The organism is Salininema proteolyticum, assembly GCF_042685645.1.
Taxonomy (GTDB): domain Bacteria; phylum Actinomycetota; class Actinomycetes; order Mycobacteriales; family Micromonosporaceae; genus Salininema; species Salininema proteolyticum.
Genome location: NZ_JBHUNX010000001.1, coordinates 2,337,929 through 2,364,256, shown reverse-complemented (window position 1 = coordinate 2,364,256; position 26,328 = coordinate 2,337,929). Strand labels below are relative to the sequence as shown.

Genomic DNA, 26,328 nt, shown 5'->3' with positions numbered 1-26,328 from the left:
GAGAGTGAGCAACAACGTCCCGAACAGCGCCGTCTCGGGCAAGGACCTGGTGCTCATCGCCGACGCCGATCCTCAGATCGCCCAATACCTGGCCGAACGGCTGCGCCACGACGGATTCGACACGGCGCTGGCCCGCGACGGATACCAGACCCTGGCCTCCATCGCGGTCCGCCGCCCCTCCATCCTCGTCATCGAACGCGACATCCCGTTCATCGACGGCCTGGCGCTGACCGGACAACTGCGGGCCGACCCCGCCACCGCATCGCTGCCCATCATGCTCACCCAGGCCAACTCCAGCGCCGCCGACACCATCGCCGGGCTCAAGACCGGCGCCGACGACGTCGTCGCCAAGCCCTTCGACCCCGCCGAGGTGTCGGCGCGCATAGGCTCGGCCATCCGCCGCCACCGCGAGATCCGCGAGGCCAGCCCGCTGACCGGCATGCCCGGCAACGACCGCATCCTCCGCGAGGTCACCGCCTGGATCCGCCGCGCCCACCCCTTCGCCCTCGCCTACATCGACATCGACAACTTCAAAGCCGTCAACGACGTCTACGGCTTCGTGCGCGGCGACGAGTTCATCAAGGCCCTCGCCGAGGCCACCTACTCCGCCGCCGCCGACTCCGGCGCCGCCCCGGTCTTCCTCGGCCACGTCGGCGGCGACGACTTCGCCATCCTCGCCCGCCCCGAGGACATCGACGCCGTCACCCGCTTCCTCCTGGGCCACTTCGGCAACCGCGTCCTCAAACTCTCCGACGAGAAGGACGTCCGCGCCGGGTACATCGAGTACATCGACCGCAACGGCCACCCCTCCCGCTCGTCGCTGCCCACCCTCTCCATCGGCGTCGCCCTCTCCACCCACCGCAACTTCGCCGACGCCCACGAGGCCGTCGCCGAGGCCACCACCCTCAAAGGCCAGGCCAAATCCCACATGGGGGACTACGTCGCCTACTCCGGCACGCCCGGCTCCCAACCGCCGGAAACCCCCGTCTACCGGCCCGGACGCCCTGTCTTCTGGAGCCGGTGACCACCCCGCCCGACGCCCTGTGAGGAACTCCATTGGCGAGCGGACGGACCATATGGCACAATTCAGACAGCAAACCTAGCGTCAGCGGGGTCGGTGAAACTCCGAGCCGGCGGTGAGCGCGCAAGCGCAAGCCCGCGACCCGACTGCAACCAGCAGCCGGTTGATCTGGTGAGAATCCAGAGCCGACGGTCAAAGTCCGGATGGGAGCAGACGCAAAAGGCAGAGCCAGCGGCCTCAGTGCCGCCATTCCGCCAGTGCCTCCACGCACTGGGCGAACCCTGCGCTGCGCGCTCCCGTCGGCCTCCCCCGCCGACCCGACCAGCAGGGAGACACAGTGTTCACCGGAATCGTCGAAGAACTCGGCACCGTCCATGCGCACACCCCCGGCCGCCTCGCCATCGAGGGACCGCTGGTGACCTCCGACGCCCGCATAGGCGACTCCATCGCCGTCAACGGCCTCTGCCTGACCGTCGTGGAACTCGACGAGGGCCGCTTCAGCGCCGACGTCATGAAAGAGAGCTACGACCGCTCCAACCTCGGCGACCTCGCCGCCGGAACTCCCGTGAACCTGGAACGCGCCGCCACGCTCTCCACCCGGCTCGGCGGCCACCTCGTCCAGGGCCACGTCGACGCCACCGCCGAAGTCACCTCCCGCGAACCCGGCGCCAACTGGGAGGACGTGACCTTCCGACTCCCCGCCGAGTACACCCGCTACATCGTCGAGAAGGGCTCCATCGCCATCGACGGCGTCTCGCTCACCGTCACCGCCGTCACCGACGACACCCTCTCCGTGAGCCTCATCCCAGAAACCCTGTCGGCCACCACGCTGGGGAAGAAAGCCGTCGGGGACCGCGTTCACATTGAAGTCGACATCACCGCCAAGCACATCGAAAAGCTCATCGGAGCCGGAAGGTAAGGCCATGACCGACATCCGCCTCAACACCATCGACGAAGCCGTCGCCGCGCTCGCCTCCGGACGCCCCGTCGTGGTCGCCGACGACGAGGACCGCGAGAACGAGGGCGACCTCATCTTCGCCGCCGAGGACGCCACGCCCGAGCTGCTGGCCTTCATGATCCGCTACACCTCCGGCTACATCTGCGTGCCCATGCCCGCCGACCGCGCGGACTCCCTCGACCTCCCCCCGGGATACAAGGTGTACGAGGACGACAAGGCCACGCCCTACGCCGTCAGCGTCGACGCCAGGCACGGCGTGAGCACCGGCATCTCCGCCGCCGACCGCGCGCACACCATCAACCTCCTGTCCGACCCGGCCTCCCGGCCGGGAGACTTCACCCGCCCCGGCCACGTCGTCCCGCTCCGCGCCAACCCCGGCGGCGTCCTGAAGCGCGAAGGCCACACCGAGGCCGCCATCGACCTGGCCCGCCTCGCCGGCAAGCAGTCGGTGGGCGTCCTCTGCGAGATGGTCAACGACGACGGGACCATGAAGCGCCTGCCGGACCTGCGCGAGTTCGCCGACGAGCACGGGCTGGCCCTCATCAGCATCGCCGACCTCGTCGAGTACCGCCGGCGCAACGAGCGCACCGTGAGCCGCGAGGCCAAGGCCGTCCTGCCGACTGACTTCGGCGACTTCGACGCCTACGGCTACTCCATGACCGACGGCTCGGCCGAGCACGTCGCCCTCGTCAAGGGCGACCTCTCCTCCGGCGAGGACGTGCTCGTGCGCGTCCACTCCGAGTGCCTCACCGGCGACGCCTTCGGGTCGCTGCGCTGCGACTGCGGCCCCCAGCTGCACGAGGCCATGCGCCAGATCGAGTCCGCCGGACGCGGCGTCGTCGTCTACCTGCGCGGACACGAGGGACGCGGCATCGGGCTCTCGCACAAGCTGCAGGCCTACCAGCTCCAGGACGTCGGGCGCGACACCGTCGACGCCAATCTCGACCTCGGGCTGCCCGCCGACGCGCGCGAATGGTCGGCCGCCGCCGCGATCCTGCAGGACCTGGGCGTCAAGTCCGTCTCCCTGCTGACCAACAACCCCGACAAGCGCGAAGGCCTCGAGGCCGGCGGCGTCGAGGTGGTCGAGCGGCTGCCCGTCCCCACCTTCGCGACGCCCGCCAACATGAACTACCTGCAGACCAAACGCGACCGGATGGGGCACCTGCTGGACCTGCCCCAGACCGTGGAAGGAGTGGCCTGATGGCCGGAGAGGGACGCCCCACCGAGGCGAAGATCGACGCGCGGGGGCTGACCCTCGGCATCGTGGCGACCGAATGGAACGCCGAGTACGTCGAGCAGATGACGCAGCGGGCCCTTCGGGCCGCCGCCGATTCCGGGCTCGCAGAGGCCGAGGTCGTCCACGTGGCCGGGGCCGTCGAACTGCCGATCGTCGCCCAGGCCCTGGCCCGGAAGTTCGACGCGGTCGTCGTCCTCGGGGCCGTCGTCCGCGGCGGCACCGCCCACTTCGAGTACGTGTGCAAGTCCGTCACCGAGGGGCTCACCCGCGTGGCGCTCGACGAGTCGACGCCCGTCGCGCACGGCGTGCTGACGGTGGACAACGCCGACCAGGCGCGTGCGCGCGCCGGCTTCCCCGAATCCACCGAGGACAAGGGGTACGAGGCGACCACGGCGGCGCTCGGCGCGGCCCTGGCGCTGCGCGAGATCAACGCCTAGTCGGTGCGAGACCGGGGAGACCCACTTCCCACCCAGCGGGCGTTCGGCGTCCGGAACAGCGAGTACTGCGGGAGAATGGAACCATGACCGTTGAGAAGAACTGGCAGGAGATCCTGACGCCGGACGAGTACGCCGTCCTTCGCGAGGGCGGGACCGAGACGCCCTGGACCGGGGAGCTGATCGAGGAGAAGCGGCAGGGCAAGTACCGCTGCCGCGCCTGCGACGCTGTCCTGTTCGCCTCGGACACGAAGTTCGACAGCCACTGCGGCTGGCCGTCCTTCTACGCCCCGCTGGCCAAGGACACCGTGAAGTACCTCGAGGACAACTCGCTGGGGGAGCGTCCCCGGGTCGAGGTCCGGTGCGCCAACTGCGACAGCCACCTCGGGCACGTCTTCCACGGCGAGGGCTACGAGACCCCCACCGACGACCGGTTCTGCATCAACTCGATCTGCATGACCTTCGACGAAGAGTAGTACGAGAGCTTCGAGACCCCCGGCTGAAGGCCGGGGGTCTCTTTATTCTCGACGATGTTCGGCGCGGCCCGAAGGCCGACTTCCGCGCCGTTCGCCGTCTGCTTCGGACCGGGCTTGGGACCTAATACGGTACCCATGACCGCCCGGTAGACCGTCTCCGTCAGATCGGCGGCCAGCCTCTCCGGGCGTTGCGGCAGGACGTAGAGGGAAGCGAAGACCGGCCCGGTCAGCAGGGCATGGACAAAGGCCGTATCGGGAAGCCGGGAGATCTCTCCCCGGGCGAGCGCACGGTCCAGCGCGGCGGTGATGATCTCGCGCTGGCGGTCGAGGAAGAGTTCGGTGAAGCGCTCACGCAGTCCGGGCACGGCGTGCATATCGGCCAAGAGCCCGGGAATGACCTGGGCGGCGGCCGGATTCCCCAGTGTCGCCATTATGTCGTCGACGATGGCGGCGATGTCCTCTCTCAGGCTGCCCGCCTCCTCCGGTGCGGAGAGGTCGGTTCCGTGGACGACGGCCGCGAAGACCATCTCTTGTTTGGTGGCATGACGGCGGTAGATAGCGGCCTTCCCGACTCCCGCCGCAGCTGCCACAGTGTCGGTCGTCAAGGCAGAGTACCCCTTGGCGGCCAGGAGCTCTCGCACAGCCTTCAGGATCGCCTCGTCCACACGGGTGTCTCTGGGTCTTGCCATGCGTCCATGATACGGTACGATTAGTTCCGAAACTAACAGTCTCGAAATGAGGTAATCATGATCGCTTGGTCGGGTCGCATACTGGTCTTCCTCGGGTTGCTGCACCTCGTGGCCATCGGAGTCCTCAGCACGGAGCACTATGGGGAGTGGTTCTCGGGCGCCCTCTGGATGCTGCCCAAAGAGGACTTCATTAGTCCCGCTGGCGCGGCCGGAGCCTTCTGGATCCTTCCGGGGAGCTTCGCAGTTCCGCTTTTCTTGTTGGGGCTGATGCTCATGGCGGCCCCGAAGCAAGGCATGCGCGTGCCGGCGTCCATCGGATGGTTCTTGGGAGTATGGGCGGTCCTCGGCGCCGCCATCCTGTTCCCCACGCCCATGATCCTGGTTCTCGCTCCGGCGGTGATGATCGTTGTAGCCTCGAACAGGAAGGCGCAGACGGAATAACGGGGTGATCTCCCGATGTGGTATCGAGAGATCGCAGTGCGGTCGTCTGCGGGGCCGGTCTTCCGGATGGGATGTGCTCGCGACAGCACTGGGCGCCGCTGGAACATCGAGGCATCCCCGTGCGTACTCTGGGCTCCAGAGTCATTGCCACCGAGACAAGGCCCCTCAATGAAAAACCGATACCCCATGGATCCGCTTCTCATAGCAGTTCCACTGTTCCTCGCAGCTGTCAACGCGATCGGCGGCTTGGTGCACCAAGCCGAACTCACGGGGATCCTCGTGGAAACCCAGGGCGTGCTGGAGTTCCTGCTTCATCCTGAAGTGACAGAGCGTGATCGGTTGGGGTGCAGATAGAAGCAGGCACGGTTCCCCGCATCATATGAGTGTCTAGTTCGTATGGTGCTCAAGGAGAAGCCGTGCCCTCGTCCTCATCTTCGCAAGTTCCCGCTGTCTTGTCGCAGGCGGGTGACCTCCAGCGTGACGACCTTCCCGACCTGCGACGCTACCTCGAGACAGTGCCTGATCCCCGCTCACGCAGAGGCCGATGGTACCCGCTGGCATCGGTCCTGGCCATCGCCGCTGCCGCCGTCTCCTGCGGGGCCACCACCATCTCAGAGATCGCCGAATGGGCCGAAGCGCTGAGCGCCGACGTCCTCCACCGGCTGGGATTCCGGTTCCACCCCTTCCGGCTACGCCGCTCACCCTCCCGCGCCTGTATCAGCACCATCCTCACCCGTATTGACGCCGAAGCCCTTGACCAGGCGCTATGCCAGTGGCTGATCGACCGCCACCAGATCACCCTGAACCAAGACAAGGACCAGGACGACTCCGATCCGACACCGCGCAAGCGCCGGCCCCTGGCAGCGAAGGCACTGGACGGCAAATCCCTCAAAGGATCCAAAACCCGGGGCAACGACCGCCGCCACCTGCTGTCCCTGGTCACCCACGACGACGGGATCACCTACGCCCAACAGGAAGTCGGCAAGAAAACCAACGAGACGACCGGTTTCAAACCCCTACTCGAACCCTTCGACCTGACCGGCACCGTCCTCACCTTCGACGCCCTCCACACCGTAAAAGAGCTACTGCGTTGGGTCCACGAAGAGAAGAACGCCTACTACGTCGCCATCGTGAAGCGCAATCAAGAGCTCCAATACCAGGAGCTTGAAGCCCTGCCCTGGAACACGATTCCCATCGGCCACACTGCCTCAGGCAAAGAGCACGGCCGCAAGGAGTCCCGGTCAGTCAAGATCACCTGCGTCGACGAATCGGTCGAGGCCCTGCGACTGCCCGGAACGAGTATCGCCATCCGCCTGCACCGTCGCCGCAAACCCAGAGAGAAGAAGGAAACCCGAGAGACCGTCTATGCCGTCACCAACCTGCCCGCCCACCTGGCCATCCCCGAACACATCAACCACTACACGAGAGGACATTGGACGATTGAAAACCGCTCCCACCACGTGCGAGACCGCACCTTCCGCGAAGACGCCTCCACCGTCTCGACCGGCAACGCTCCACGGGCCTTGGCCGGACTCCGCAACCTGGCCATCGGCGCCCTCCGACTGAGCGGAGCTGTCAACATCGCCAAAGCCTGCCGACAGAACGCCAAGAACCCCGAACAGGTCCTCCCCGCCCTCGGAATCAAACCATAACCGGAACTCCAGCACGCCCTGCGTGGAAACCTCGCTGATCATCCCCGGAGCATTTGTGCTGGTCTCCCTGCCCGTCTACATCTGTATGCGAAGCAGCTCCCTTGGCAAATGGCATTGGACCGCCATTGTCGCACTTCCCCTCATCGGTCTTGTCCTGATGGTCTGGTTCCTCGATCCGATGATGAGCCTCTCCATCCCGCTGATCTATATCTTTATTAGGTTCAGCATCTGGCCAACGGAAAGGAGCACGGTCTAGAGCCATTGCCGTTCAGGTAGCGGTGTGAGATCTAGACGGACTGGCTGTTCACCTTACGGCGAGATGTTAACGCGGTTTCCAGGGGAAACGACATAACTCTAGAAAGCTCTCGGGCTCGTGGGGCCTAGTGGTTTCCACGTCAGTCCCAGTTTTCCGGAGGATGTGACAGTGGATCCTTGAAAGCTGGATCTCCTCAAATGGATCTGCAAACTCCGTTCAAGCATACGACTAAGGGCTCTTGTATGAATTACTTGGTCGTGTGCGAGTCGGTTTGTTTGTCCGCTCGTTGAACATTGCATGGTCAATCGGGAAGTTTTGGCATCGAAGTATGAGCTGATCAAACCGCATCTCAACGAGCGGCAGTGGCGCTTGTTCCTGGGAGCCGAGGCGCAGGCGTTGGACCAGACTGGTATCGACAGGAGCGCCGTTTCCGTGGTCGCGCAGGCATCAGGGGCGTCAAAGAGCACCGTCCGTACCGGACTGGCCGAGATCGAGGCCGGCGCGGAGGCCACCGACCGGGTCCGCGCCCCCGGCGCCGGACGGCCCCGCCTGGAAATCCAACAGCCTGGTATCACCAAAACACTCGGAGACTGGTCAGGTCTTCGGATCTAACCAGAGAGCGACTGTTAGCCTGTTTCGGTGAGTCACAACGAGAACGCGCCTTCCTATGAGGAGCTGGCTGCGCTCGTTGTCGACCTGAGGTGTCGCCTTGATGCCGCTGAGGAGCGGGCAGAGCGGGCCGAGGCCCGCGCGGTGAAAGCTGAGGCTCGGGCGGCGAAGGCGGAGGCGCGGGTTGCGGAGTTGGAGGCCCGTCTTCGGAAGGATTCCTCGAATTCATCCAAGCCCTCATCAATTGACCAGTTCAAGAAGCCGGCGAAGAAGCGTTCGCTGCGGCGTAAGTCGAACCGTAAGCCCGGCGGGCAGGCCGGCCATGAGGGGAGGACCCTCCAGCGGGTGGCTGTCCCTGACCGGGTGGTCGATCATTTCCCCGCCGCCTGCGGTGTGTGCGAGGCTGACCTGTCCGATATCGATTCCTTGGGGTTTGAGTCCCGGCAGATGTTCGACATTCCCGACCCGCGTACCGAGGTCATCGAGCATCGTCTTCACTCGCTGCGGTGCGAGTGCGGGAACCGAGAGAAGGCACAGGCCCCGGAAGGTGTGGTCGCGCCGGTCCAATACGGCCCAAAGGTCTCAGCGCTGGCCGCCTACCTCTATGAGGTGCAGTTTGTCGCCAAAGAACGGGTGGCCGAGACCATCGAGGCCGTGACTGGTACTCGCATGTCGACGGCGACGGTCGAGGCTATGGCCTCCCGCGCGGCGGAGAAGATCAGCTTGTCGGAGTTCATCGAGCGTGTTCGCGCCTACCTGGCTGAGGGCGAGGTCTTGTTCGTCGACGAGACCGGTATCCGCGTGGCAGGAACACTCGCCTGGCTGCACTCGGCCTCGAACGAGACCGCGGCTGTGTTCCTCGCCCATCCCAAACGAGGCAAGGACGCCATCGCGGCGATGGACATCCTCCCGCACTTCACCGGGGTTATGCATCATGACTGCTGGGCGCCGTACGATGCCTACGCGAATATCGTTGCCCACCAGCTGTGTAATGCTCACGCGCTGCGAGAGTTGCAGGCCGTGTGCGATGCGGTCCACCGCGATGCCGATGTCGGAGACGACTGCTGGTCCTGCCGAGTCTCGGCCAGTTTGAAGCGGATCAAGCGCTGCGTCGAGGCCGAGCCCGGTGAGCCCATGACCGGGCCCTGGTACCTCGCTACGCATCTGGCGGCGTGGGAGAAGGCCGTCGATCAGGGCGTGGCCGAGACGGCCAACCGGGGCAGTCCATTGGAGAAGAAGGCGAACAACCTCGCCACACGCCTGAGGGACCGACGGGAGGACTACCTGCGGTTCGTCACCGACGAACGTGCGGAGTTCTCGAACAACGCCGCCGAACGGCAAGTGCGGATGGCGAAGGTCAAGATGAAGGTGTCCGGAGGCTTCCGATCCTGGGACGGAGCCGACCGGTTCGCCGTGCTGCGCTCCTATGTCCACACCGCCCAGAAACACGGCAAAACCGCCACCCAGGCCCTTTCCTCGGTATTCACGCCCCACATCTGGCAACCAGCGCTTTAACCGAACCCCTGACCAGACTCAAAATGGCTTAATGCATCGCGGAAGACGGCACGGTGAACCAGGTGATTACCGTGTGGGAACCTGGTCGGCGGCTTGAGTTCCGCATGGTCGATACGGATCTGTTGCAGCGCCGTTTCATAGAAGACGTGACGGAACTGTTCGATCTCGAAGCAGTTGGTGACGGACACGCACGTGCGACTAGGACGACCAAAGTCGTCTTCAAGCTAAGAAGGTACTGGTCTTGTCCCTTCCTGAAAGTCGGTTTGAAGACCGTACACCGATTCGTTTTTCGGAATTGGTCAATCTCCTATCCGTCATGATCGAGATCCAGCTGACCGAGACTGTCAGGGCGTCGACTGGAACATGAACATGGTGGGGGTCATCCGGTCACTTCCAGAGTTCGATGCGTCCGTCCTTCACCGCGCAACCGCAATAGGCTGGTTTACCCTTGCATGGCGGTGGATAATGACCGGACGTGGCGTTCATTCTCAAACCGAACAGCCTGTTGTTGTCCTAGACAAGAGTGTCTGTCGATAAAGAGGTGTCAGTGATTCCGACGGTTCAAGAACTCTTCCAGGCGCGGTGGGCGCCGACCCGTGAGAATTTTCGCCTCACACCGGACATCCGCGATCCTGTTTGCCTGTGCTCGAACCCTCACGTTCGTGCACCTGATTTGGTTCGTTAACCTCCTACCCATGAAACTTGATCTCTCACCTATCGAGCTCGTGGTCACAGAGCTAGATTCGAGTTCAGACTTCTCCCTGGACGATCGATTCAACACCGAATGGTGGAACTCGAACATGGTTGCGGTAAAAGGGGGCCGGTTCTCTATCACCTTGGACGGCCGGGAGGTGGCACGCGCTCGCTGTAGCGCCTCAGCGTATGCCGATTACTACAGGGACTACATTCGAACGGCTGGCGCTAAGCAACTGACGAGTATCGACCTCCTTGAGGTAGCCTCTGATCTCCGTCGAAATGGAATCGGGAAGGAGGCGGTAAGCGTACTTTGCCAAGAGTTCGCGGACTCCGAAATGATCGCCTTGGCTGCTGGAACCGGTGCAGAGTATTTCTGGGAAGCGTTGGCGTGGCAGCGTTTCGATGCCGTAGGCGGTAGCAATTGGCGGCCCCTGTTCGTATCACCGTCGGCGACGACCGCATCGCGCTCGTGGCGTTCCGTTACTGAGGCGACCGCCGAAATCAGGCGGTCTGGGACTGTCACTCGGGTGACGATTCAAGGCATCGAAGATGGTTACCCGCGATCGCTGGTTGTTGAAGTACAGAGTGACAAAGAAGATTTTGGGTTCAGTGTCGGCCACATTGTGCAGTTCGGCGAACCCGACGGGCACGACGTTATCGATGAACTCCAGCGGTCCGAGGCGACACTAATGCTCTATTGGGAGAAATCGTGGTGGGACCAGGTTGGCTCTGCCTGCCTTCGAGTTGAATTCAAAGATCAGGCTGAGGCCGCCAAGGCAGATCGTGCCATCCTACACGGGTAGGGGGCCGGTTGCCGGTTCTCTAGTAGTGAACCCTGGGGAAAGGGTTTACGCTGTAATAGAAGGATGGGCAGTGGTCCGGGAACTGCGCGGAAACCCCCCGACTACGCAACCGAAATGGCCCACACTGTTGGCGGACTCTCCAGGTGCAATGGGGTGTGACTCATAGGGGAAATCCGTTTTTGAAGGTGAGAAGATGTCCATTATGGGAGCGAAAGCGCGCCTCGTCTTGAAACGGAGACAACACAAATGCCCTGTTCTCCGCTGACATGTCTAATGCGGAGGGTAGATCCGAACGTCAGTCGCCAGGTTGCCGAGGGCTGTGCAGATCGCGGTTTCGACGGGCCGCCACGCTAGACCACCGAGCCCGCACCCCAGAGCGGGAACCACGACGGATTCCGCCGGCTCGGCGGTCAGGTGACGGGCGAGGGCTGCCAGCCCGGCCTCCACGTCCTCCAGCCGGGATGGGGACCTCCAGTGCCGTTTTGTGGGAAGGCAGGCGATGCGGCGGTCGTTGTCGCTGACGACGAGCACCTGCCCGACGTGGAAGGACCCCGCTTTGCACGCTTCCCTGTAGGCACGGAACATGCCGGGATAGCGAGTTTTGAATCCGGCGGCGAGGCCTTTGCCCATGACACCGACCGTGTTCACGGGGTTCACAAGCACCTCAGCTTCGTCCCGGAACAGGTCGCCAGAGTGATAGGAGATCATCCCACCAGGTTATGCGCTGGGTCTGACTGCCGTTATTGTCGAGTTGCCTTCCGGTCAAGACGAAGTCGGCTGAGAAACCAAGGGGAGAAACCGCTCACCTAATGCTGCTCGGCTGGCAGCATTGCCCGCGGCAGCAGTGGGTATTTCGCTCATCGTCAGCATGCTGTCTGGGCGGCGCCACGGTTTTCTCGTGTAGCTCGCCTGGTTCGTGGCTGGAAGGTTCGCGATGAACGCGGCTGTGGCAACTGAACTCTTTTCAACTGGCGCATCCATCGACGGTCACGTATGACTATGTGGACTAAATCTGTCCTTCATGGATCGTGAGGGCGATCCATGCATGGGCGGCCTGGCCGACCTTCTGCGGGCTGCACCGTGATCGGTTGAAGATGGCCCACTTCTTGAGCTGGGCGAAGCCTCGTTCGACCAGCGCTCGGATCGAGTTGACGACGTAGTTGTGTCGGAGCTTCGCCTCAGGGAGGTTGCGGCCTCTGATCGGTGTGGTGACGCCGGGGCCGGCGCCGATGTAGCCCTTGTCGGCGAAGATCTCCAGGTCAACCTTCCTGGCCAGGGTGAACACGCCATCAGCTCGCGCGGCGGTGAGATCGTGGACCGAACCAGGGTAGGCCGTCCCCAGCCACAGAAGATTCCCGTCAAGGTCGGTGATGCCCTGGAGAGTGACGGAGTGGTGCTTGTGCTTGGCACACCAGTGCCGGTCGACCTGCTCTCTCCAGGGGATGTCGGGGTCGCGGTAGTCGTGGAGGCGATCGGTTTCGCAGCAGGTTCCGTCCAGCAGGATCGTGCGGAGCCCACGTGAGCAGGCTGTCCATAGCGCCGCTTCCAGGCTGGGGGCGAGGGCGGCGAGGAGGTCGAGGACTTCACGGATGTAGCGCCAGGCGGTGGCGATCCCGACGCCGAATCCGGAGGCCAGCTCCGCGAGGGTGTCGTGTTTGACGAGGTAGACGAGGGCGAGCTTGGCCTGCCCGGCAGGGCCGAGCTTGCGCCAGTGGGTGCCGATGGCCGCCCGACGCTTCCTGATCAGGCGGGCAGTGAGCTGCAGACTTGCTTCCGAGAGGTTGATTGAGGCACGATAGTGCACTGGGGCTCCTTGTAACAGGCGGATTTAGAACACCTGCATGTTTACAAGGAGCCTTCCTGCTGTCCGAGGAGATCCCCTGCAGCCCTTCAGGATGTGAGACGACATAGCTAGCCATCGATCACGAAGTCAGATGAAAACAGCTCACTAGTGGTGGGACGTTGTGGGTGCCTGTTTTGACGGTGTTCCCTTCCAATTGTTGGACCGTATCCTGTATCCGGTGCGCGGTTCAGCGGCGCCTCATCTCATCCAGCCGATTCCTCATTCGGACGACCCGTGAGTGGTCGTCCAAGGCCAAGACCTCGCCCACCGGATATAGCACGGAGTCGAGGAACGAATCGGCGTCATTGTCGGCAGAACCTGTGTTCCGGGCCATGAAGACGTTGGGAAACCCGCGCAACGACGGATCCTCGGGAGCGAGCACCGGAATCTCAGGGGGAGGCTCGCCATACAGGGCGATGTAATTGGATCCGTCTGCCGGTTCCTCCAGGAGGACTGTTGTGTCCGCCTCGCGCCCGAGGGACCGGATCAGGTCCAGCTCACCGGTGAGTCCCGGCGTCTTCTTGTCGGCCCACACGACGATGTGCTCGCAGAGCTCGATGAGCTTACGGACCTGTTCCTGCCACGAATCATCGGGCAAGTACAGGGGATAGCGTAGCTTCGGAGCACCGAGCATCCCGCTGTTCGCATCGAGCTCCAACATGGCGGCACTGGTGCTGGCCACATGGGTGACGAAGGCGCGTGAACAGAGCGAGGAGATCAGTCCCTGGCCGGCGACCGCGCGGATCACCTGGGCATGGGCCACGTCCGATTCCCCTACGACAGGTGACGCGTCCGTAGTCGACCACTCGAACAGATCGAAATTGCGCAGCAGGAGAACGATGGGAGCCCCCATCAAGGCGTGTGCGCGAATTTGCGTACCGGTGCGCTCGTGGAGGCGCCGGGCCAAACGGGTCAACTCGCGGGTGCGGTCCTTGAATATGCTTCGCGGCAGCGCGGCGAGTAGACGCCGACGGAGCTCGCCGCCCGCCCGGCGGCGATTGGCGGCCCGAGTCTCCTCCAGGTACTCCGTCTTGAATGCCGGTTCGGGGAACCGCACCGAGTCGAGGATGTCGAGGCCGTGGCGAGCGCGAAACAAGAGAACCTCCGCAGCGGCCGGATCTTCGAGGTCTCCGGTTTTGTCGAACAGGCCGACCACCTTCGAGTACGCCGAGCGAACGGCGGTCGTGTCACTGTCGGCGAGGAGGAACTTGGCCTTGACGAGAAGGGCGGTCGAGACCAGAATTCGCAAGCGCTCAACAAGAGGGAAATGCGGATCCCAGCGGCGAATGACCCTGTCGCACGCCTTGACGCCCTGACGCATGCCGTCGGATCGCTCGCGGGGATCGACGCCTTCCCGAAGCACGGTGGCCAGCAATTGCGCCAGTTGTACGAGCGTGAACAGCGCGGCGAACTCGAACCGCACTCCTCGCCCGCGCTCGGCGATACCGACCAGGCCTGTCATCGACTGCTCGGACCGAACGCGAAGACCGGGATCCCGGTGGAGCTCGCCGTAGGCCATCGCGGCGAACTCCACCGCGTCGGGACCGACCTCGCCGTGCCCGGAGAAGTGCGCCACGAGCCAGTCGGTCAAGGCCATGGCGTCACGGCGCCGATCGAGCGCGAAGCAGCGGTGTACGAGGTGAACGAAGACCTCGAAGTGATCGTCCACGGCCAAAGGCGTCCCCATGGCCTCCAGCTCCCGCAGGGCGTCGACGGTGAGGAAGCGGCGGAACTCCGCGTCAGCGGTTGTGAGATCGGTACCGGAGCTCCGCATTGAGTCCCACCTCTCCAGCAGAATCGCCGCCACGTCACTGTGTCCGAATGTCATTCAGAGCTCCTTACAGTCGATGCCATGGCATAGAATTCGCCGGGAAAGGGGATTCGCCAATGGAGAGAACAGAAGACGGCATGTGGGTCGCGGTGACGGGCCACCGCGACTTGGACGGCGCGACCGTCGCCAAAGTCCGGCGAGCCATAGAACGGACGCTGACGACCTTGGGTCCCGTCAACGGCATCAGCTGCCTCGCCGACGGGGCCGACCAGATCTTCGCCGAAGAGGTCCTCAAGGCGGGAGGACGGATCGGCACCGTCATACCGGCCCGCGACTACCGAGACGCGTTCCCCGCCCCGAACACCTTCGACCACCTGCTGGAACGGTCGGACTGGGTGCAGCGCCTGGACTACGAGGCCGGCAGCCCGGAAGCCTACATGGACGCCTCCCTCGCCATGCTCGCCAAAGCCGACCACGTGGTGGCCGTCTGGGACGGAGAGAAGGCCCGCGGCCATGGAGGAACGCAGGACGTCGTCCGTGCCGCGCGCGACATGGGCCTGTCGGTCACCGTGGTCTGGCCGGAGGGCGCCCGGCGAACCCCGGCTACGTGACCGCGGCGAAGAACCCGAGAACATAAGCGAGAGCGAAGGTGACGGGAACCCACTGTTCCACCCTGGACAAAGGAAGGTAGAGCCTCCAGTCCCGCCCCTCGCCGAGCGCGCTCCACTCCGCCCGAGAGTAGGCGAACGCGGGAAGACGTTCCTCCATGGCCGCGATGACCTTGAACTTGCCGGCGTTGAGAAGTCGGTACGACCGGACGATCAGGAACCACGCCGCGCACTGGGTGACGAGGAGGACCGCCGCACAGGCCAGGAGCCAGAAGGGAGCCTGGTCCGCCTTGTCTCCCGCCAGGGCCGCGAGAGCGGCGAACAGGGCGGTGTTCAAGGAGAGGAAGAACGTGTTGGACGTGTTCCGGCGGGAGCTGACCCGGTCGGCCATCTCCACGCAGAGCTTGTACTGCTCCAGAACGAGGGAACGGTACTCGGCGGAGTACACGCGCTCGCCGTCGGGGGACAGGTCCTCGTTCCAGAGCTGTTCGCCGACGGTGGTCTCGGACTCGGTGGACGCCATGGGTCTCCTTCACAATGATTCCGGGGGACGGATGTCGCGGTCGGGCAGCGATGCGAGCCGTTCGGCCAGCGGACGCATCCCCTGCCGCTGGATGCGGTCGAAGGCGAGCATGACCGGTATGAGCGGCAGCGTCGGGTCGAAGTACGTGAACTCGCCCCTCCATTGGGAGTCGAATGTGATCACTCCCTTCAGGGCGAAGTCCCAGTCCCGCCGGTTCGGGTGCCGTTTCAGCGGATAGGCGGGGAATGTCGGGGGCTCGGGCCAGGGGCCGGCCTCGGTTCGCTTTCGTCGGTGGTACTCCTCGCGGACCATGTGGACGAATCGCGCGTAGGCTTCCGGACGGCGGTACACGGGGAGGATGACCCGCTCGGGCGGGCAGGCCCGCAGAGCCTCGGTGAACTCCCAGACGGTTCCCGGCCGGGGACCGATGGATATCAGGACGGAGTGGGCCCGTGCGATGAGCCGTCCGACTACCTCCTTCCAGTCGTCGTGGCGGAGGTAGCCTCGGTCGGCCCCGGGCATGGGATGCGTCTCGTCGGGACGTCCCACGGCGACGCTGCGGCCGGTCTTTCGAAACCAGCGCAGGAGTGACTCTTCGTGGGTGCGCGAGGAAAGGTTGAACTCCGAGGACCAGAGCCTGCTGGGCGGCTCGGTGGGAAGTTCGCGCATGGCCTCGTCGAAGTCGAACGGGCGCAGGTAGAGGACGTATCGCCCGTTCAGCACGCTATCGAAGGATTCGAGGGTCGTGGCCTTCAGCTGCCGTCCTTGGGCACGCATGGTGCGCCCGCGGACGAGGAGCGGTATGCCCGGAAGGGCGACGGCGAGGAGGACGGCGAAGGCGATCCAGGGGCCGGGCCGCGAGTAGTCGCCGTCCGCGGCGCTGTTGACGGCGTTGCCGCCGCCGACTCCGACCATAAGCATGACGACGCCGACGGCAGTCAAGATCCATCCCCACAGGATGAGTCGGGCTCCGCGGTCGGCCTGTGTGCGGCGGGAGCCGGTGTCGGCCATGGTGAATCTCCAAATGCGTGAGGACCCATCATGGTAGGCGCCTTCCGAGTGTTCTGGTGTCGGCCAGGCGACAAGGATCGGTCTGGGGAACTTCTGCACCGACGGCCGGAAGCTCTGGATCACGGACGATCGCGGGAGTAGGGGTTCGCGGGCCGGGGCACTGTCCGGGCCGGCGAGCGGGCATTGACCGAGTCATCATGTGACGCAATGATATGTATCACTGTCCACTAGGGTTTCCCTCCGGCCGGGAAACACACTACGATGTAGCCGCGGCCACAGTGTCGCGGAGATACGAACCCTACTACCACCCGGAAACCGGCCGCCCCTTCCCCGGCGAGCCACTGTATCCACCTCACCAGATGGAGTTCTTCATGCCATCACACTATCCTTTTCTGCGCCGTCGCGGCGCCGCTTCTCTCGCGGCGGGAATCGTTCTGGCCCTGGCCGTCTCGACGCCGGCGGCGGCTGATCCGTCCGACGCGGAGATTCGCAACGCGGACTCCGACAACGCAATAGACGGCCACTACATCGTGAAGCTCGCGGAACCCGCGTCCGACGAGCGTGTGTCTGAATTGGCCGCCGAATACGGCGGCACCGTCACTGACGTCCTGGACAGCGTGGACGCCTTCACCGTCTCCGTGGAGGAGGCCGGAGCCGAGCGGCTCGTGGCAGAGGAGATCGTCGACGTGGTCGAGCAGGACACGATGGTCTCCGACGACGGAGTCATCGAACGCCCCGCGGCGCAAGCCTCCGAAGTAGACGCCGCGACCGTGGCGTCGTGGGGCCTGGACCGCATCGACCAGCGCGACCTGCCCCTGGACGACTCGTACACCGACCCCAACGGCGGCGAGGGCGTCAACCTGTACATCATCGACAGCGGCATCCGCGGCACGCACGAGGAGTTCGGCGGACGGGTGCTTCCCGGCGTCGACTTCGTGGATCCCGAGCGGGACGGCCGGTACGACTGCCGCCACCACGGCACCCACGTGGCCGGAACGGCGGGCGGGTCGCAGCACGGCGTCGCACGGCAGGCCGCACTGATTCCCGTGCGCGTCCTCAACTGCGACGGCTACACTCCTCTGTCGCGCATGATCGCGGGAGTCGAGTGGGTCACCGAGAACGCCGAACTTCCGGCGGTCGCTAACGTGAGCATCCGCAACTCTCCCTCCGACGTGCTGAACGCGGCGGTCGCGGCCTCGGTCGAAGCCGGTGTCGTCTACGTGGCCTCGGCCGGGAACAACGACACCACCGCCTGCAGCCAGTCGCCGGCCGACGAGCCGTCCGCCATCACGGTGGCGGCCTCGAACGAGGCCGACGCTCGCTGGGAGTCCTCGAACTACGGCGAGTGCGTCGACATCTTCGCCCCGGGGCAGCACATCCCGTCGTCGATCGCCACGGACGACAGCTCCTACGCCAGCGGCACGGGAACCTCGATGGCCGTTCCGCACGTCGTGGGCGTCGCCGCCCAGTACCTGTCGGACCACCCGAGGGCGACTCCGTCCAGGGTGGCCAGGGCGCTCACCGCGAACGCCTCGCGGGACCGCATCGCCGACGCCGGGCCGGACAGCCCGAACCTCATGCTGTACAACGGGTTCCTTACCGGCGACGGAGACCCCTGCGTCATGGCGCCGTGGAGCCTCGCGGAGACGTACACGGCTGGCGACGAGGTCTCCCATGAGAGAACCGCCTACCGGGCCAAGTGGTGGACCGAGGGCGAGGAGCCCGGGGCCCCGGGCACTGCGGCCTGGGAGCGAATCGGAGCCTGCTGACGCGCTGAACGGGGCCGCGACGGCTCGCGGCCCCGTTCTGAGGGGTTTCGGTGCCGACAGTTCGAAGGTTGTTCACGTAATGTCCGGTCGGAGGTCATCGAACGCGACTGTACTGGGCCGTGAGACAACCTCAGGCAAGAAAGGTCCCCGTGAACACCTCACCCACCCGGACGGCGGCGGCCGGCGCAGCGCTGGCCCTCGCCGTTCTCGCCCCGAGCCCCGCTTCGGCCCAGGCGGACGACACCCTCCCCGTCGACCTGACCGGACGCTACACCACCGGCCAGTTCGACGAGTCGGCTGCTGAAATCGTCGCCTACGACGCCGACGGCCTCCGCGCCTTCGTCGTCAACGCCCACAGCGGGAAGGTCGACGTCCTCGACGTCACCGACCCGACCGCGCCCGCCAAGGTCGACGAATGGGACGCCGCGTCCCTCGCAGGTCTCCCCGGCGGCGTGGTCAACTCGATCGCCGTCCACGACGGACAGGTGGCCGTGGCGGTCGCCGCCGAGCCGAGGACCGAACCCGGCGCGATCGTCTTCGCCGACACCGAGGGGGAGTTCCTCGCCGCCGTCCCGGCCGGAGCCAACCCGGACTCCGTGGCCTACAGCCCCGACGGGTCTTACCTGGTCTCGGCCGACGAGGGCGAGCCCGACGACGACTACTCGACCGACCCGGCCGGCACGGTCACCGTCGTGGACGCCTCCACGCTGGAGCCGTCCACTGCCGACTTCACCGCATGGGACGAAGACGGGGAGAAGACCCTTCCCGAGGACGTCCGGATCTTCGGTCCGGAGTGGACGCTCTCCGAACCGGACGCGGTCAGCCGCAACCTGGAGCCCGAGTACGTCGCCGTGGACCCCGGCGGTGCGAAGGCCTACGTGACGCTGCAGGAGAACAATGCCGTCGCCGTCGTGGACCTGGCCTCGGCGGAGGTCACCGATGTCCACTCGCTGGGCTTCAAGGACCACGGCGCGGAGGGCAACGGCTTCGACCCCTCCGACAAGGACGGGAAGATCGACATCGCCGAGAGGGACGTCTACGGCATGTACCAGCCCGACGGCTTCCGCGCCACGGAGATCGACGGCGAGACGTACCTGGTGACGGCCAACGAGGGCGACGGCCGGGAGTGGGGCGAGTACAGCGAGGAGGCCCGAGTAGAGGACCTCGACCTGTGCGAAGGCGCCGTCGAGGACGCCGACGCGCTGGGGCGCTTGAAGGTCACCACGACGCTCGGCTACGACGACGAGGCCGGCTGCCACGAAGACCTGTACGCCTTCGGATCCCGCTCCTTCTCCATCTGGACGACCGACGGAGACCTGGTCTTCGACTCCGGGTCCGACTTCGAGCGCATCTTGGCCGAGGAACTGCCCGAGCACTTCAACGCGGACAACGACGAGAACGACTTCGACGCTCGGTCTGATGCGAAGGGCCCAGAGGCGGAAGATGTCGCCGTGGGCGAAGTGGACGGACGCACGTATGCCTTCGTGGGACTGGAGCGCCAGGGCGGCATCCTCGTCTACGACATCTCCGACCCGGTGAGCCCGGAGTACGTCCGGTACGTCTCCGACAGGGACTTCTCCATAGAGCCGGGAACCGGCGACGCCGGAGACCTGGGCCCGGAGAGCCTGAAATTCGTCGCGGGGGAGGACTCGCCGAGCGGGGACTCGATGCTCATCGTCGGCAACGAGGTCTCCGGATCGACCACTCTGTACACCGTCGGAGGCGAAAACGGGTCCGGCACGGGCAGCGACGAGGACGACAGTGCACAGGAGAAACTGCCGGTGACCGGGGCGAGCACGATCGGCATCGCCGCCACCGGAGCGGTCCTGCTGGTGGCCGGAGGCGCCCTGGTCTGGGCCCTGCGGCGCAAGGAGCTGGCTTCCTAAGAGCGGTAAAGGTGCTGAGGGGGCGGGCCGTCCGGAAAGGACGGTCCGCTCCTCTGCCGTTCAGGCCTCATCGGGGAGGGCCTGAGCGGGAGGCGTGGTCTGGTAGTATCCGAACGCCCCGGAACCCCTGAATAGAAGGAACCCCATGTCGTTCGACCCTCAGAACGATCAGTACGCCGCGCCCGAGGATATCGACGGTGAGGCCGAAGAGTTCGACTCCGCTCCGAAGCAGACCAATGCTGCGGCGATCACCGGCCTGGTCTGCGGTATCTGCTCCGTCGTGTTCGTCTGCATCCCCCTCCTCGGCTTTCTCACCTCTGTAGTGGCCATAGTGTCCTCTGGAATAGGGCTCTCCGAAGCCAACAAGGGGAAGGCGCCCCAACGGGGTCTGGCGGTCGCGGGGCTCACCGTCGGCATCTGCGCGCTCGTGCTGATCATCCTGGTCTTGACGGTCGTCGACCTGCTCAACGACCTAGTGCCGCCGGGACCGGTTTAAGAGCTGGACCGCTAGGACAGCTCGCAGTCGTCGTTTCGCGCCAGTGCGTACGTCAACACGATCGCCTCGTCGTAATCGCGAGTCTGCCCGCCGTCGGGATTCTGGGAGATCACCTCGCAGTGGGTGCCGCCGCCGAAGGTGTAGGTTCCGCCGACGTTGGTGAAACCGGCCGAGCTCAGGGTGGACTTGGCCTGGTGGGTCGTCATGCCGACCACATTGGGCAGTTTTCCCCGGTCGGGGTCCGGCTCGGACCCGCCGTCCCCTCCGTTATCGCCGTCACCGCCACCGCCGCCGCTGTCACCGCCACCGTCGTTTCCGCCGTCTCCGCCGCTGTCCTGGCCGCCGTCGTTTCCGCTCTCGGAGCCTCCGTCGGTGCTGTCGTTCGACCCCTGGTTGTCGCCGGAGTCGTCGGAACCGGTGTCGTCCCCCTCGGAGGAGTCGGGCGAATCCGGCTCATCGCTCGCGTCCGCGGACGCGTCGTCCTCCGCGGTGTCTTCGCCGTCCTCTCCCGAATCGATCGCCCCGTCCTCTTCCGACGAGGAGGCGGCGGTCCCGGGCGGGGCGGCGGTGTCGCCGGAGTCGCGCCACAGCTGCCAGGAGAGGGGAGCGGCGATGGCGAGGATCGCGATGACGGCCACGGCCGTCACGATCAGGGGGCCGGTCCGCCGCGGTTTCTCTTCGATGACTTCTGGGCGGTCGGCCGATGTGCCGCCGTCGCGCGCGGGGATGGGGCGCGAGCCGACGGGAACGGTCGCGTCCGGGGGCCCCACGTGCACCGTCTGGTCCGGCGTTCCGACCTGGACGGTCTTGTCCTCGTCCTCCGACGCGGCGGCATCGGCCGGCACGCCCATGCCTCTCTCGGAGAGGAGTTCGCGGCACTGCTCGGTGAACTCGGCGGCGGAGGGGCGGTCGGCGGGGTCCTTCGCCAGCGCGAGCAGAACCAGGTCGCCCACGGCGGACGGTACGCTCTCGGGCAGGGGCGCGGGGTCGCGCCGCAGGTGGCCCTCGATGATCCGCGACGGGTCGCGGGACTCGAAGGGCGGAGCGCCCGACAGGCATTCGTAGGCCACGGCCCCCAGCGCGTAGACGTCTGCCGCCGCGGTCGTGTTCATGTCCTCCAGCTGTTCGGGCGCGATATAGGAGAGGGTGCCCAGGACGGTCCCGGTGTCGGTGACCCGGGTCCGCCCGGCGAGGAAGGAGATGCCGAAGTCCACCACGCGCACGTGGCCCCGGTCGTCCTCGAGGATGTTGGAGGGCTTGACGTCCCGGTGGACGACGCCCTGCGAGTGGGCCGTGTCCAGCGCCTCGGCGACGGACGCGCACACCTCGAGCGTCCGGTCGGGGGAGAGGGGGCCGGCGTCCATCTCGTCGCGCAGGGACCCGCCCTCCACCAGTTCCATGACGATGAACTGGGTGTCCTCGTCGCGCCCGTAGTCGTGGATCTGGACGAAGCCGGGGCCCTTGAGGCTGGCCAGGATCTTCGCCTCGCGCCGGAACCTGTCGGCGGAGCGCTCCCGGTCCTGCCCGGCGTGGAGGATCTTGACGGCCACCGAGCGGTCCAGGTTGACGTCCACCGCCCGCCAGACCGTTCCCATGCCGCCGGAGGCGATGGCCTCGTCGAGCCGGTAGCGTCCGGCGATGAGAGTCCCGGGCTTCACTGGTGCGACCGCCTTCTAGAAGAGGGTTTCAGATTCCCCCACAGTCTAGCAACGGCCCTCCACGGGAAGGATTCCCGGGACTCGTTGGCCCGCAATACGTCCGCTGGACACTCCGGGTTAATTCGATGGGGGTGACCGGCGCCCCCATGGCGGTGCGGACCGCGTCTATCTCGCCGCGCTTCCACGCGGCCTTCTCTGCCACCTCGCCGGCGGTGCGATCCTCTAGCAGCTCCAGCTGCTCCTTCTGGAGAAGCGTGAGGAGGTGGCGCTGGCGCCCCGGCTGCGAATAGTGCCGGCGGTAGCGGGAACGGGAGTGCCGCCGCCCGATCGCCATGGCCTCCATCCGCAGCAGCGCTCCGGAGTCGACCTCCTCCTGGACGGCCTCTGCCCAGCGACGACGGAAGGCGCGGCGCACGACGATGAAGACGGACACGGCCACCACGAGGTTGATCGTCGCCTTGATCGACCCGCCCCAGGCGTAGCCCTCGAAGGCCGGGCTGTTGAACTGGAAGTGCATCGCCATTGCCAGCACCCAGCAGCCGGCCGCGACCAGCACCCTGCGCCCGAGGGGCACGCCCCAGCGCGCCACGAGATAGCCGACGCCCGCTCCGGCGACGGCGCTCATGGCCCAGTGCGAACCCCAGACCGTCAGCCCCAGGCGGGTGCCGGTGACGAGAGTGGACATGATGGCGGGGCCGACCCCGCCCGCGCTGAGGACGGCGTTGAGAGCGTAGGTGACGTTCTCGGCGACGAGGAACCCTAGCCCGACGAGCGCGCCGTAGGCGAACCCGTCGGCGGGCGTGCGGACCAGACGCGAGGACATGGCCGCCAGCAGGAGCACCCCCAGCAGCTTCGCCGTCTCCTCGTTGAGCGGGGCGGTGAACGCCGCGCCCCACGAAGTCGAGAAGTCGAAGCCGAAGGCCTTGGTCAGATAGTCCGACAGGGGAGAGTTGGCGGCCAGGGCGATCCCGGTCGCCGCGGTGCCTCCCCACAGGACGGCCAGGACCGTGCCGTTCCAGGGTGGCGCCTGGACGGGCCGGAAGATCCGGCGCGCCAGCCACAGCCCGATGACGAGGCTGAGCGCCAGGAAGAACACGTTCGTCGTCGCGGCCCCGGGAAAGTTCTGTAGCACGGGCAGGAAGTTGTTCGTGAACTGCCAGCCGCCGTAGAGGACCCCGGCGATGAACACCCACGTGGCGGGCGAGCGCCACATGTCGTCGCGATAGGTCGGGGCGGGACGCCGGGGCGGCGAGGTGATCATGTCCATGCTCATCGGCGGCCTCCTCGGTACTCGATCGACCCCACCAACTCCTCTGCCGGGGCGGTGTCCGTCCCGCGCGGGGCGAGGACGATCGCCTGGGCGGCCGACGCGCCGTCGGCGGCGGGGAACAGGTAGACGGTGGACTTGACCTGACCGCGGTATTCCGCGGAGTAGCCCTCGGCCCCGGCGGAGGTCGCGACGTCCTCCCGCTCGGTCAGCAGCCCGTGGCCGAGGACGACGTCCAGGTAGCGTTCGTAAGCGGCCCACGCGGCGTCGGGTCCGGTCCGCACCGGGTAGGCGAAGACCGACAGGGTGACGCGCAGGTCCCCCCGCACCAGCGTGTAGGACTCCGGCGGCCCGCTCCGCGAGATCTCGAACTCCCAGCCGCGGGGCACGGTGAAGGAGTAGTCGCCCTCGGCGCCCAGCCGGACCATGCCGGGAGGGGCGTCGACGACGTCCGCGTAGGACTCGTCCAGGAGCGTGGGCACGATGACGAGAACGGCGGCCACGACGACGGCCGCGGCCGAGACGGCCCACCGGCTCCGGCGGCGCAGGATGTTGCCTGCGGGATCGCGTTTCATACCGAAACCCTATGGGATGGGGCCGCCATACCGGGATTGAACAGGAAAAATCGTCTTCACGTTCGCCCGTGCGGGGGAGCGGCGAAGGGGCCGCGGGAGAACCCGCGGCCCCTTCGGTCGATGGCGGAGGACCGGCCGTCGCGGACCGGTCCCGTATGGACTCCTGGTGAGGGTGCGGCCCGACTGGTGCGGTACCCCCGGATGGGCTTCCGCACGACCGGCGCCCCGTGCGGGCGTCCCGCCTCAGTCCTCCTCGGGAGGAGTGACGGCCTCGGCCAGCTTCAGGTGCGGCCGCGCCTCCTCCTCGAGGCCCAGGCGCGACAGCGTCCGCCCCAGCAGGTAGTGGGCGAAGAAGTCGGCCGGGTTGCGGTCCACCAGCCACTGGGACAGGCGCCGGGCCTTGTTCAGCTGCGCCGAGCCGTAATAGGCGCGGGCGGCCGTCTCGACCACGTCGTGCTGGTTCGGGTGCGCGGCGAGGACCGGCTCCACCAGAGTGAGCGCGCCGATCGCGTCGCGCTGCCGCAGCAGGCTCTCGGCGAGGCGGAGGCGCTCGCGCTCCTCCGCGATCTCCACGGGCTCGCCGAGGCCGTCGACGAACTCCCGCAGCTCCTCGCGCGAGACGGCGCCCACGAGGTACTCGCCGTCGTGGACGATCGTCGGAGAGGCCTCGACGTGCATGGCCTTGCCGCGCGCCAGCTGCTCGGCGTAGTCGCGCTTGCCGACCCCGCCCTCCAGCATGGCCGGTCCGGCCGCGAAGTCCTCCGCGGAGGCGACGCGGCGCAGCACCTCGGGGTCGGAGATGTCGTCCCCGGCCACGTGGTGGGCGTGCAGGAGCGCGTCGACGATCCGGTTCTGGACCGAGGCGTCGCCGTCGGTGTAGGCGAGGTGGACCAGGCGCTGCGCCTTCTCGGAATCGACGCGCCACAGCGCGCCGAAGCGAGGCCCGATGCCCTCTTCGGCCGCCGCCTTCGCGATGACGGCCTGGACGCCGGCGGTCGGCAGGCCCTCCCGGGCGCGCGTGAACGGCTCCAGGCCCGCCTCGTCGACCGGGGGCGCCAGGAAGTTCTCCACGAGCGGAAGCGGCTTCGCCGGGGCCGTCGGGTCCACGGTGAAGGGACGCCAGACGACCTCCACGCCGGAATCCTCGCCGAGGACGGCGTCGAGGCGGCGCTTGAGTACATGAGTCCACGGGCTGACGATGTCGGCCCACACTTCCATACGCATGGTCGCCTCAACGCGAGGTGCACACCGGTTATTCCGGCGCCCCGCGGCCTCGACGGCGGGCGCCTACCTCTCGCGCAGCGCGGAGGCTGCCACGACCATCAGCTGCAGCAGCCCCAGCGAGCTCAGCAGCATCCAGGCCGTCGCCGCGATCGTGGCCACGCCCTGTATCCAGGAGAACTGGTCGGACGAGCCGGCGATGGAGATGACGGCGATGGCCACGAAGGCCAGCCCCACGGTGGTGGTGCGGACATTGCGCTCCGCCAGCGTCGTCATGCCCAGCTGGCGCAGCCCCAACTGGCGCGCGCGGTGGCGGGACTGGACGTAGACCCAGCACGTCCCGCAGGTCAGGGCGATGACCCAGCCGGGAGCGCCGAAATGCCACAGCGCCAGCAGCCAGCCGGCCTCGCCCAGGCGGGCGACGAGCGGCTCGAAGAACAGCAGGCGCCGAGACAGCTTCTCGACATTGGTCGCCAGCAGGCCGAACGACACGTCGGCGATGATGACGACCCCCATCAGGGGCAGGAGCAGGGCGAGAGGCGCTCCTGTCGTCAGGGCGACCGCCGGTATGGCGGCACTGGCGGCGAAGGAGGCCGCCAGGACCGACCACGGCGGCACTCGACTGGACAGAATCGCCCTTCCCAGAAGGGAATCGGCGGGAACCCGGGTGCGCATGCCTATTGTTTTAACAGACCGGGCAGGGAAAACGGAAGCCGCATCTCGCATTCTCACAGGGTGACCGCGGTGTCGACGCAGCGCAAGCCTATAGTCCGGTTGACGACTCTCGGTCAGCGCGAAGAGTCCAGTTGTCGCCCAAGGATTTCGGTCATATGAGCGAGACCCCGGTGCCTTCCCGGTGTCCCCCGACAGTGGACGCGGAAAGGGCCCGGACACCGGTCGAACCGGTGAACCG

Annotated in this window: 27 protein-coding genes and 1 riboswitch; of the genes, 15 read left to right on the top strand and 12 right to left on the bottom strand. The window is 66.3% G+C overall.

The window, feature by feature from the left end; all coding sequences use genetic code 11:
• Positions 1-4 precede the first annotated feature (4 nt).
• From ACFTE1_RS11000 to msrB, 5 genes are all read left to right on the top strand, one after another.
• Positions 5-1,024, top strand: coding sequence for a GGDEF domain-containing response regulator (locus ACFTE1_RS11000; RefSeq protein ID WP_380623225.1), 1,020 nt, complete (start codon positions 5-7; stop codon positions 1,022-1,024).
• A 76-nt stretch (positions 1,025-1,100) separates the two neighbouring features.
• A riboswitch (FMN riboswitch) is annotated at positions 1,101-1,240 on the top strand.
• Between the two features lie 118 nt (positions 1,241-1,358).
• Positions 1,359-1,940, top strand: coding sequence for a riboflavin synthase (locus ACFTE1_RS10995; RefSeq protein WP_380623227.1), 582 nt, complete (start codon positions 1,359-1,361; stop codon positions 1,938-1,940).
• A 4-nt stretch (positions 1,941-1,944) separates the two neighbouring features.
• Entirely contained in the window at positions 1,945-3,180 is a 1,236-nt protein-coding gene (locus tag ACFTE1_RS10990) for a bifunctional 3,4-dihydroxy-2-butanone-4-phosphate synthase/GTP cyclohydrolase II (RefSeq protein WP_380623229.1), read from the top strand.
• Positions 3,180-3,653, top strand: coding sequence for a 6,7-dimethyl-8-ribityllumazine synthase (gene ribH / locus ACFTE1_RS10985; RefSeq protein ID WP_380623231.1), 474 nt, complete (start codon positions 3,180-3,182; stop codon positions 3,651-3,653). The genes ACFTE1_RS10990 and ribH overlap by 1 nt, the downstream gene beginning before the upstream one ends.
• Positions 3,654-3,736: 83 nt before the next feature.
• On the top strand, positions 3,737-4,126 hold the full coding sequence (msrB, locus tag ACFTE1_RS10980) for a peptide-methionine (R)-S-oxide reductase MsrB (RefSeq protein ID WP_380623233.1): 390 nt from the start codon (positions 3,737-3,739) through the stop codon (positions 4,124-4,126).
• Here the strand turns inward: msrB and ACFTE1_RS10975 are convergent.
• Complete coding sequence (locus ACFTE1_RS10975; protein WP_380623235.1) at positions 4,060-4,815, bottom strand: TetR-like C-terminal domain-containing protein; 756 nt, start codon at positions 4,813-4,815, stop codon at positions 4,060-4,062. The genes msrB and ACFTE1_RS10975 overlap by 67 nt on opposite strands.
• Before the next feature lie 57 nt (positions 4,816-4,872).
• Between ACFTE1_RS10975 and ACFTE1_RS10970 the strand changes: the two genes are divergently transcribed.
• From ACFTE1_RS10970 to tnpC, 5 genes are all read left to right on the top strand, one after another.
• The gene (locus ACFTE1_RS10970) at positions 4,873-5,256 is read left to right on the top strand and encodes a DUF6463 family protein (RefSeq protein WP_380623237.1); all 384 of its coding nucleotides are present in this window, start codon (positions 4,873-4,875) and stop codon (positions 5,254-5,256) included.
• Positions 5,257-5,771: 515 nt separating this feature from the next.
• Positions 5,772-6,908, top strand: a complete 1,137-nt coding sequence (locus tag ACFTE1_RS10965) for an ISAs1 family transposase (RefSeq protein ID WP_380762651.1) — start codon at positions 5,772-5,774, stop codon at positions 6,906-6,908.
• A gap of 22 nt (positions 6,909-6,930) precedes the next feature.
• Entirely contained in the window at positions 6,931-7,164 is a 234-nt protein-coding gene (locus ACFTE1_RS10960; protein ID WP_380625912.1) for a hypothetical protein, read from the top strand.
• Between the two features lie 315 nt (positions 7,165-7,479).
• The gene (locus tag ACFTE1_RS10955) at positions 7,480-7,776 is read left to right on the top strand and encodes a hypothetical protein (protein WP_380762708.1); all 297 of its coding nucleotides are present in this window, start codon (positions 7,480-7,482) and stop codon (positions 7,774-7,776) included.
• Positions 7,777-7,803: 27 nt separating this feature from the next.
• Positions 7,804-9,288: an IS66 family transposase gene (gene tnpC, locus ACFTE1_RS10950; RefSeq protein ID WP_380762661.1), complete on the top strand. Its 1,485-nt coding sequence runs from the start codon at positions 7,804-7,806 to the stop codon at positions 9,286-9,288.
• On the opposite strand, the gene ACFTE1_RS10945 is transcribed toward tnpC, so the two are convergent.
• Entirely contained in the window at positions 9,285-9,476 is a 192-nt protein-coding gene (locus tag ACFTE1_RS10945; protein WP_380624318.1) for a hypothetical protein, read from the bottom strand. The two genes, tnpC and ACFTE1_RS10945, sit on opposite strands and share 4 nt — an antisense overlap.
• A 507-nt stretch (positions 9,477-9,983) precedes the next feature.
• Here ACFTE1_RS10945 and ACFTE1_RS10940 point away from each other — a divergent pair.
• Positions 9,984-10,787, top strand: a complete 804-nt coding sequence (locus ACFTE1_RS10940; protein WP_380624320.1) for a hypothetical protein — start codon at positions 9,984-9,986, stop codon at positions 10,785-10,787.
• A gap of 270 nt (positions 10,788-11,057) precedes the next feature.
• On the opposite strand, the gene ACFTE1_RS10935 is transcribed toward ACFTE1_RS10940, so the two are convergent.
• The 3 genes from ACFTE1_RS10935 to ACFTE1_RS10925 all read right to left on the bottom strand — a co-directional run bounded on the left by ACFTE1_RS10935 (position 11,058) and on the right by ACFTE1_RS10925 (position 14,437).
• A complete protein-coding gene (locus ACFTE1_RS10935) occupies positions 11,058-11,495 on the bottom strand; it encodes a macro domain-containing protein (protein WP_380624322.1) in 438 nt (145 codons plus the stop codon).
• 298 nt (positions 11,496-11,793) lie between these two features.
• Positions 11,794-12,591 carry a transposase family protein gene (locus ACFTE1_RS10930; protein ID WP_380624776.1) on the bottom strand — a complete coding sequence of 266 codons (798 nt, stop codon included), beginning with the start codon at positions 12,589-12,591 and terminating at the stop codon, positions 11,794-11,796.
• Positions 12,592-12,817: 226 nt separating this feature from the next.
• Complete coding sequence (locus tag ACFTE1_RS10925; RefSeq protein WP_380762705.1) at positions 12,818-14,437, bottom strand: hypothetical protein; 1,620 nt, start codon at positions 14,435-14,437, stop codon at positions 12,818-12,820.
• 80 nt (positions 14,438-14,517) lie between these two features.
• Between ACFTE1_RS10925 and ACFTE1_RS10920 the strand changes: the two genes are divergently transcribed.
• Positions 14,518-15,012 carry a hypothetical protein gene (locus ACFTE1_RS10920; RefSeq protein ID WP_380621897.1) on the top strand — a complete coding sequence of 165 codons (495 nt, stop codon included), beginning with the start codon at positions 14,518-14,520 and terminating at the stop codon, positions 15,010-15,012.
• Here ACFTE1_RS10920 and ACFTE1_RS10915 read toward each other — a convergent pair.
• Complete coding sequence (locus tag ACFTE1_RS10915) at positions 15,005-15,532, bottom strand: RipA family octameric membrane protein (protein WP_380621899.1); 528 nt, start codon at positions 15,530-15,532, stop codon at positions 15,005-15,007. The genes ACFTE1_RS10920 and ACFTE1_RS10915 overlap by 8 nt on opposite strands.
• 9 nt (positions 15,533-15,541) lie before the next feature.
• Entirely contained in the window at positions 15,542-16,543 is a 1,002-nt protein-coding gene (locus tag ACFTE1_RS10910) for a hypothetical protein (protein ID WP_380621901.1), read from the bottom strand.
• Between the two features lie 371 nt (positions 16,544-16,914).
• Here ACFTE1_RS10910 and ACFTE1_RS10905 point away from each other — a divergent pair, with 371 nt between their 5' ends.
• From ACFTE1_RS10905 to ACFTE1_RS10895, 3 genes are all read left to right on the top strand, one after another.
• Positions 16,915-18,312: a S8 family serine peptidase gene (locus ACFTE1_RS10905; protein ID WP_380621903.1), complete on the top strand. Its 1,398-nt coding sequence runs from the start codon at positions 16,915-16,917 to the stop codon at positions 18,310-18,312.
• A 149-nt stretch (positions 18,313-18,461) separates the two neighbouring features.
• Positions 18,462-20,198, top strand: coding sequence for a choice-of-anchor I family protein (locus ACFTE1_RS10900; RefSeq protein WP_380621905.1), 1,737 nt, complete (start codon positions 18,462-18,464; stop codon positions 20,196-20,198).
• A gap of 145 nt (positions 20,199-20,343) precedes the next feature.
• Positions 20,344-20,694 carry a DUF4190 domain-containing protein gene (locus ACFTE1_RS10895; protein WP_380621907.1) on the top strand — a complete coding sequence of 117 codons (351 nt, stop codon included), beginning with the start codon at positions 20,344-20,346 and terminating at the stop codon, positions 20,692-20,694.
• Positions 20,695-20,705: 11 nt separating this feature from the next.
• On the opposite strand, the gene ACFTE1_RS10890 is transcribed toward ACFTE1_RS10895, so the two are convergent.
• The 5 genes from ACFTE1_RS10890 to ACFTE1_RS10870 all read right to left on the bottom strand — a co-directional run bounded on the left by ACFTE1_RS10890 (position 20,706) and on the right by ACFTE1_RS10870 (position 26,090).
• Positions 20,706-22,352 (bottom strand): serine/threonine-protein kinase, encoded by a 1,647-nt coding sequence (locus tag ACFTE1_RS10890; protein ID WP_380621909.1) that lies wholly within the window; start codon positions 22,350-22,352, stop codon positions 20,706-20,708.
• A gap of 28 nt (positions 22,353-22,380) precedes the next feature.
• Positions 22,381-23,625, bottom strand: coding sequence for a PrsW family intramembrane metalloprotease (locus ACFTE1_RS10885; RefSeq protein WP_380621911.1), 1,245 nt, complete (start codon positions 23,623-23,625; stop codon positions 22,381-22,383).
• A complete protein-coding gene (locus ACFTE1_RS10880) occupies positions 23,622-24,194 on the bottom strand; it encodes a hypothetical protein (RefSeq protein ID WP_380621913.1) in 573 nt (190 codons plus the stop codon). The genes ACFTE1_RS10885 and ACFTE1_RS10880 overlap by 4 nt, the downstream gene beginning before the upstream one ends.
• A 243-nt stretch (positions 24,195-24,437) precedes the next feature.
• Positions 24,438-25,418: a DsbA family protein gene (locus ACFTE1_RS10875; protein WP_380621915.1), complete on the bottom strand. Its 981-nt coding sequence runs from the start codon at positions 25,416-25,418 to the stop codon at positions 24,438-24,440.
• A gap of 63 nt (positions 25,419-25,481) precedes the next feature.
• The gene (locus ACFTE1_RS10870; RefSeq protein WP_380621917.1) at positions 25,482-26,090 is read right to left on the bottom strand and encodes a hypothetical protein; all 609 of its coding nucleotides are present in this window, start codon (positions 26,088-26,090) and stop codon (positions 25,482-25,484) included.
• Positions 26,091-26,328 lie beyond the last annotated feature (238 nt).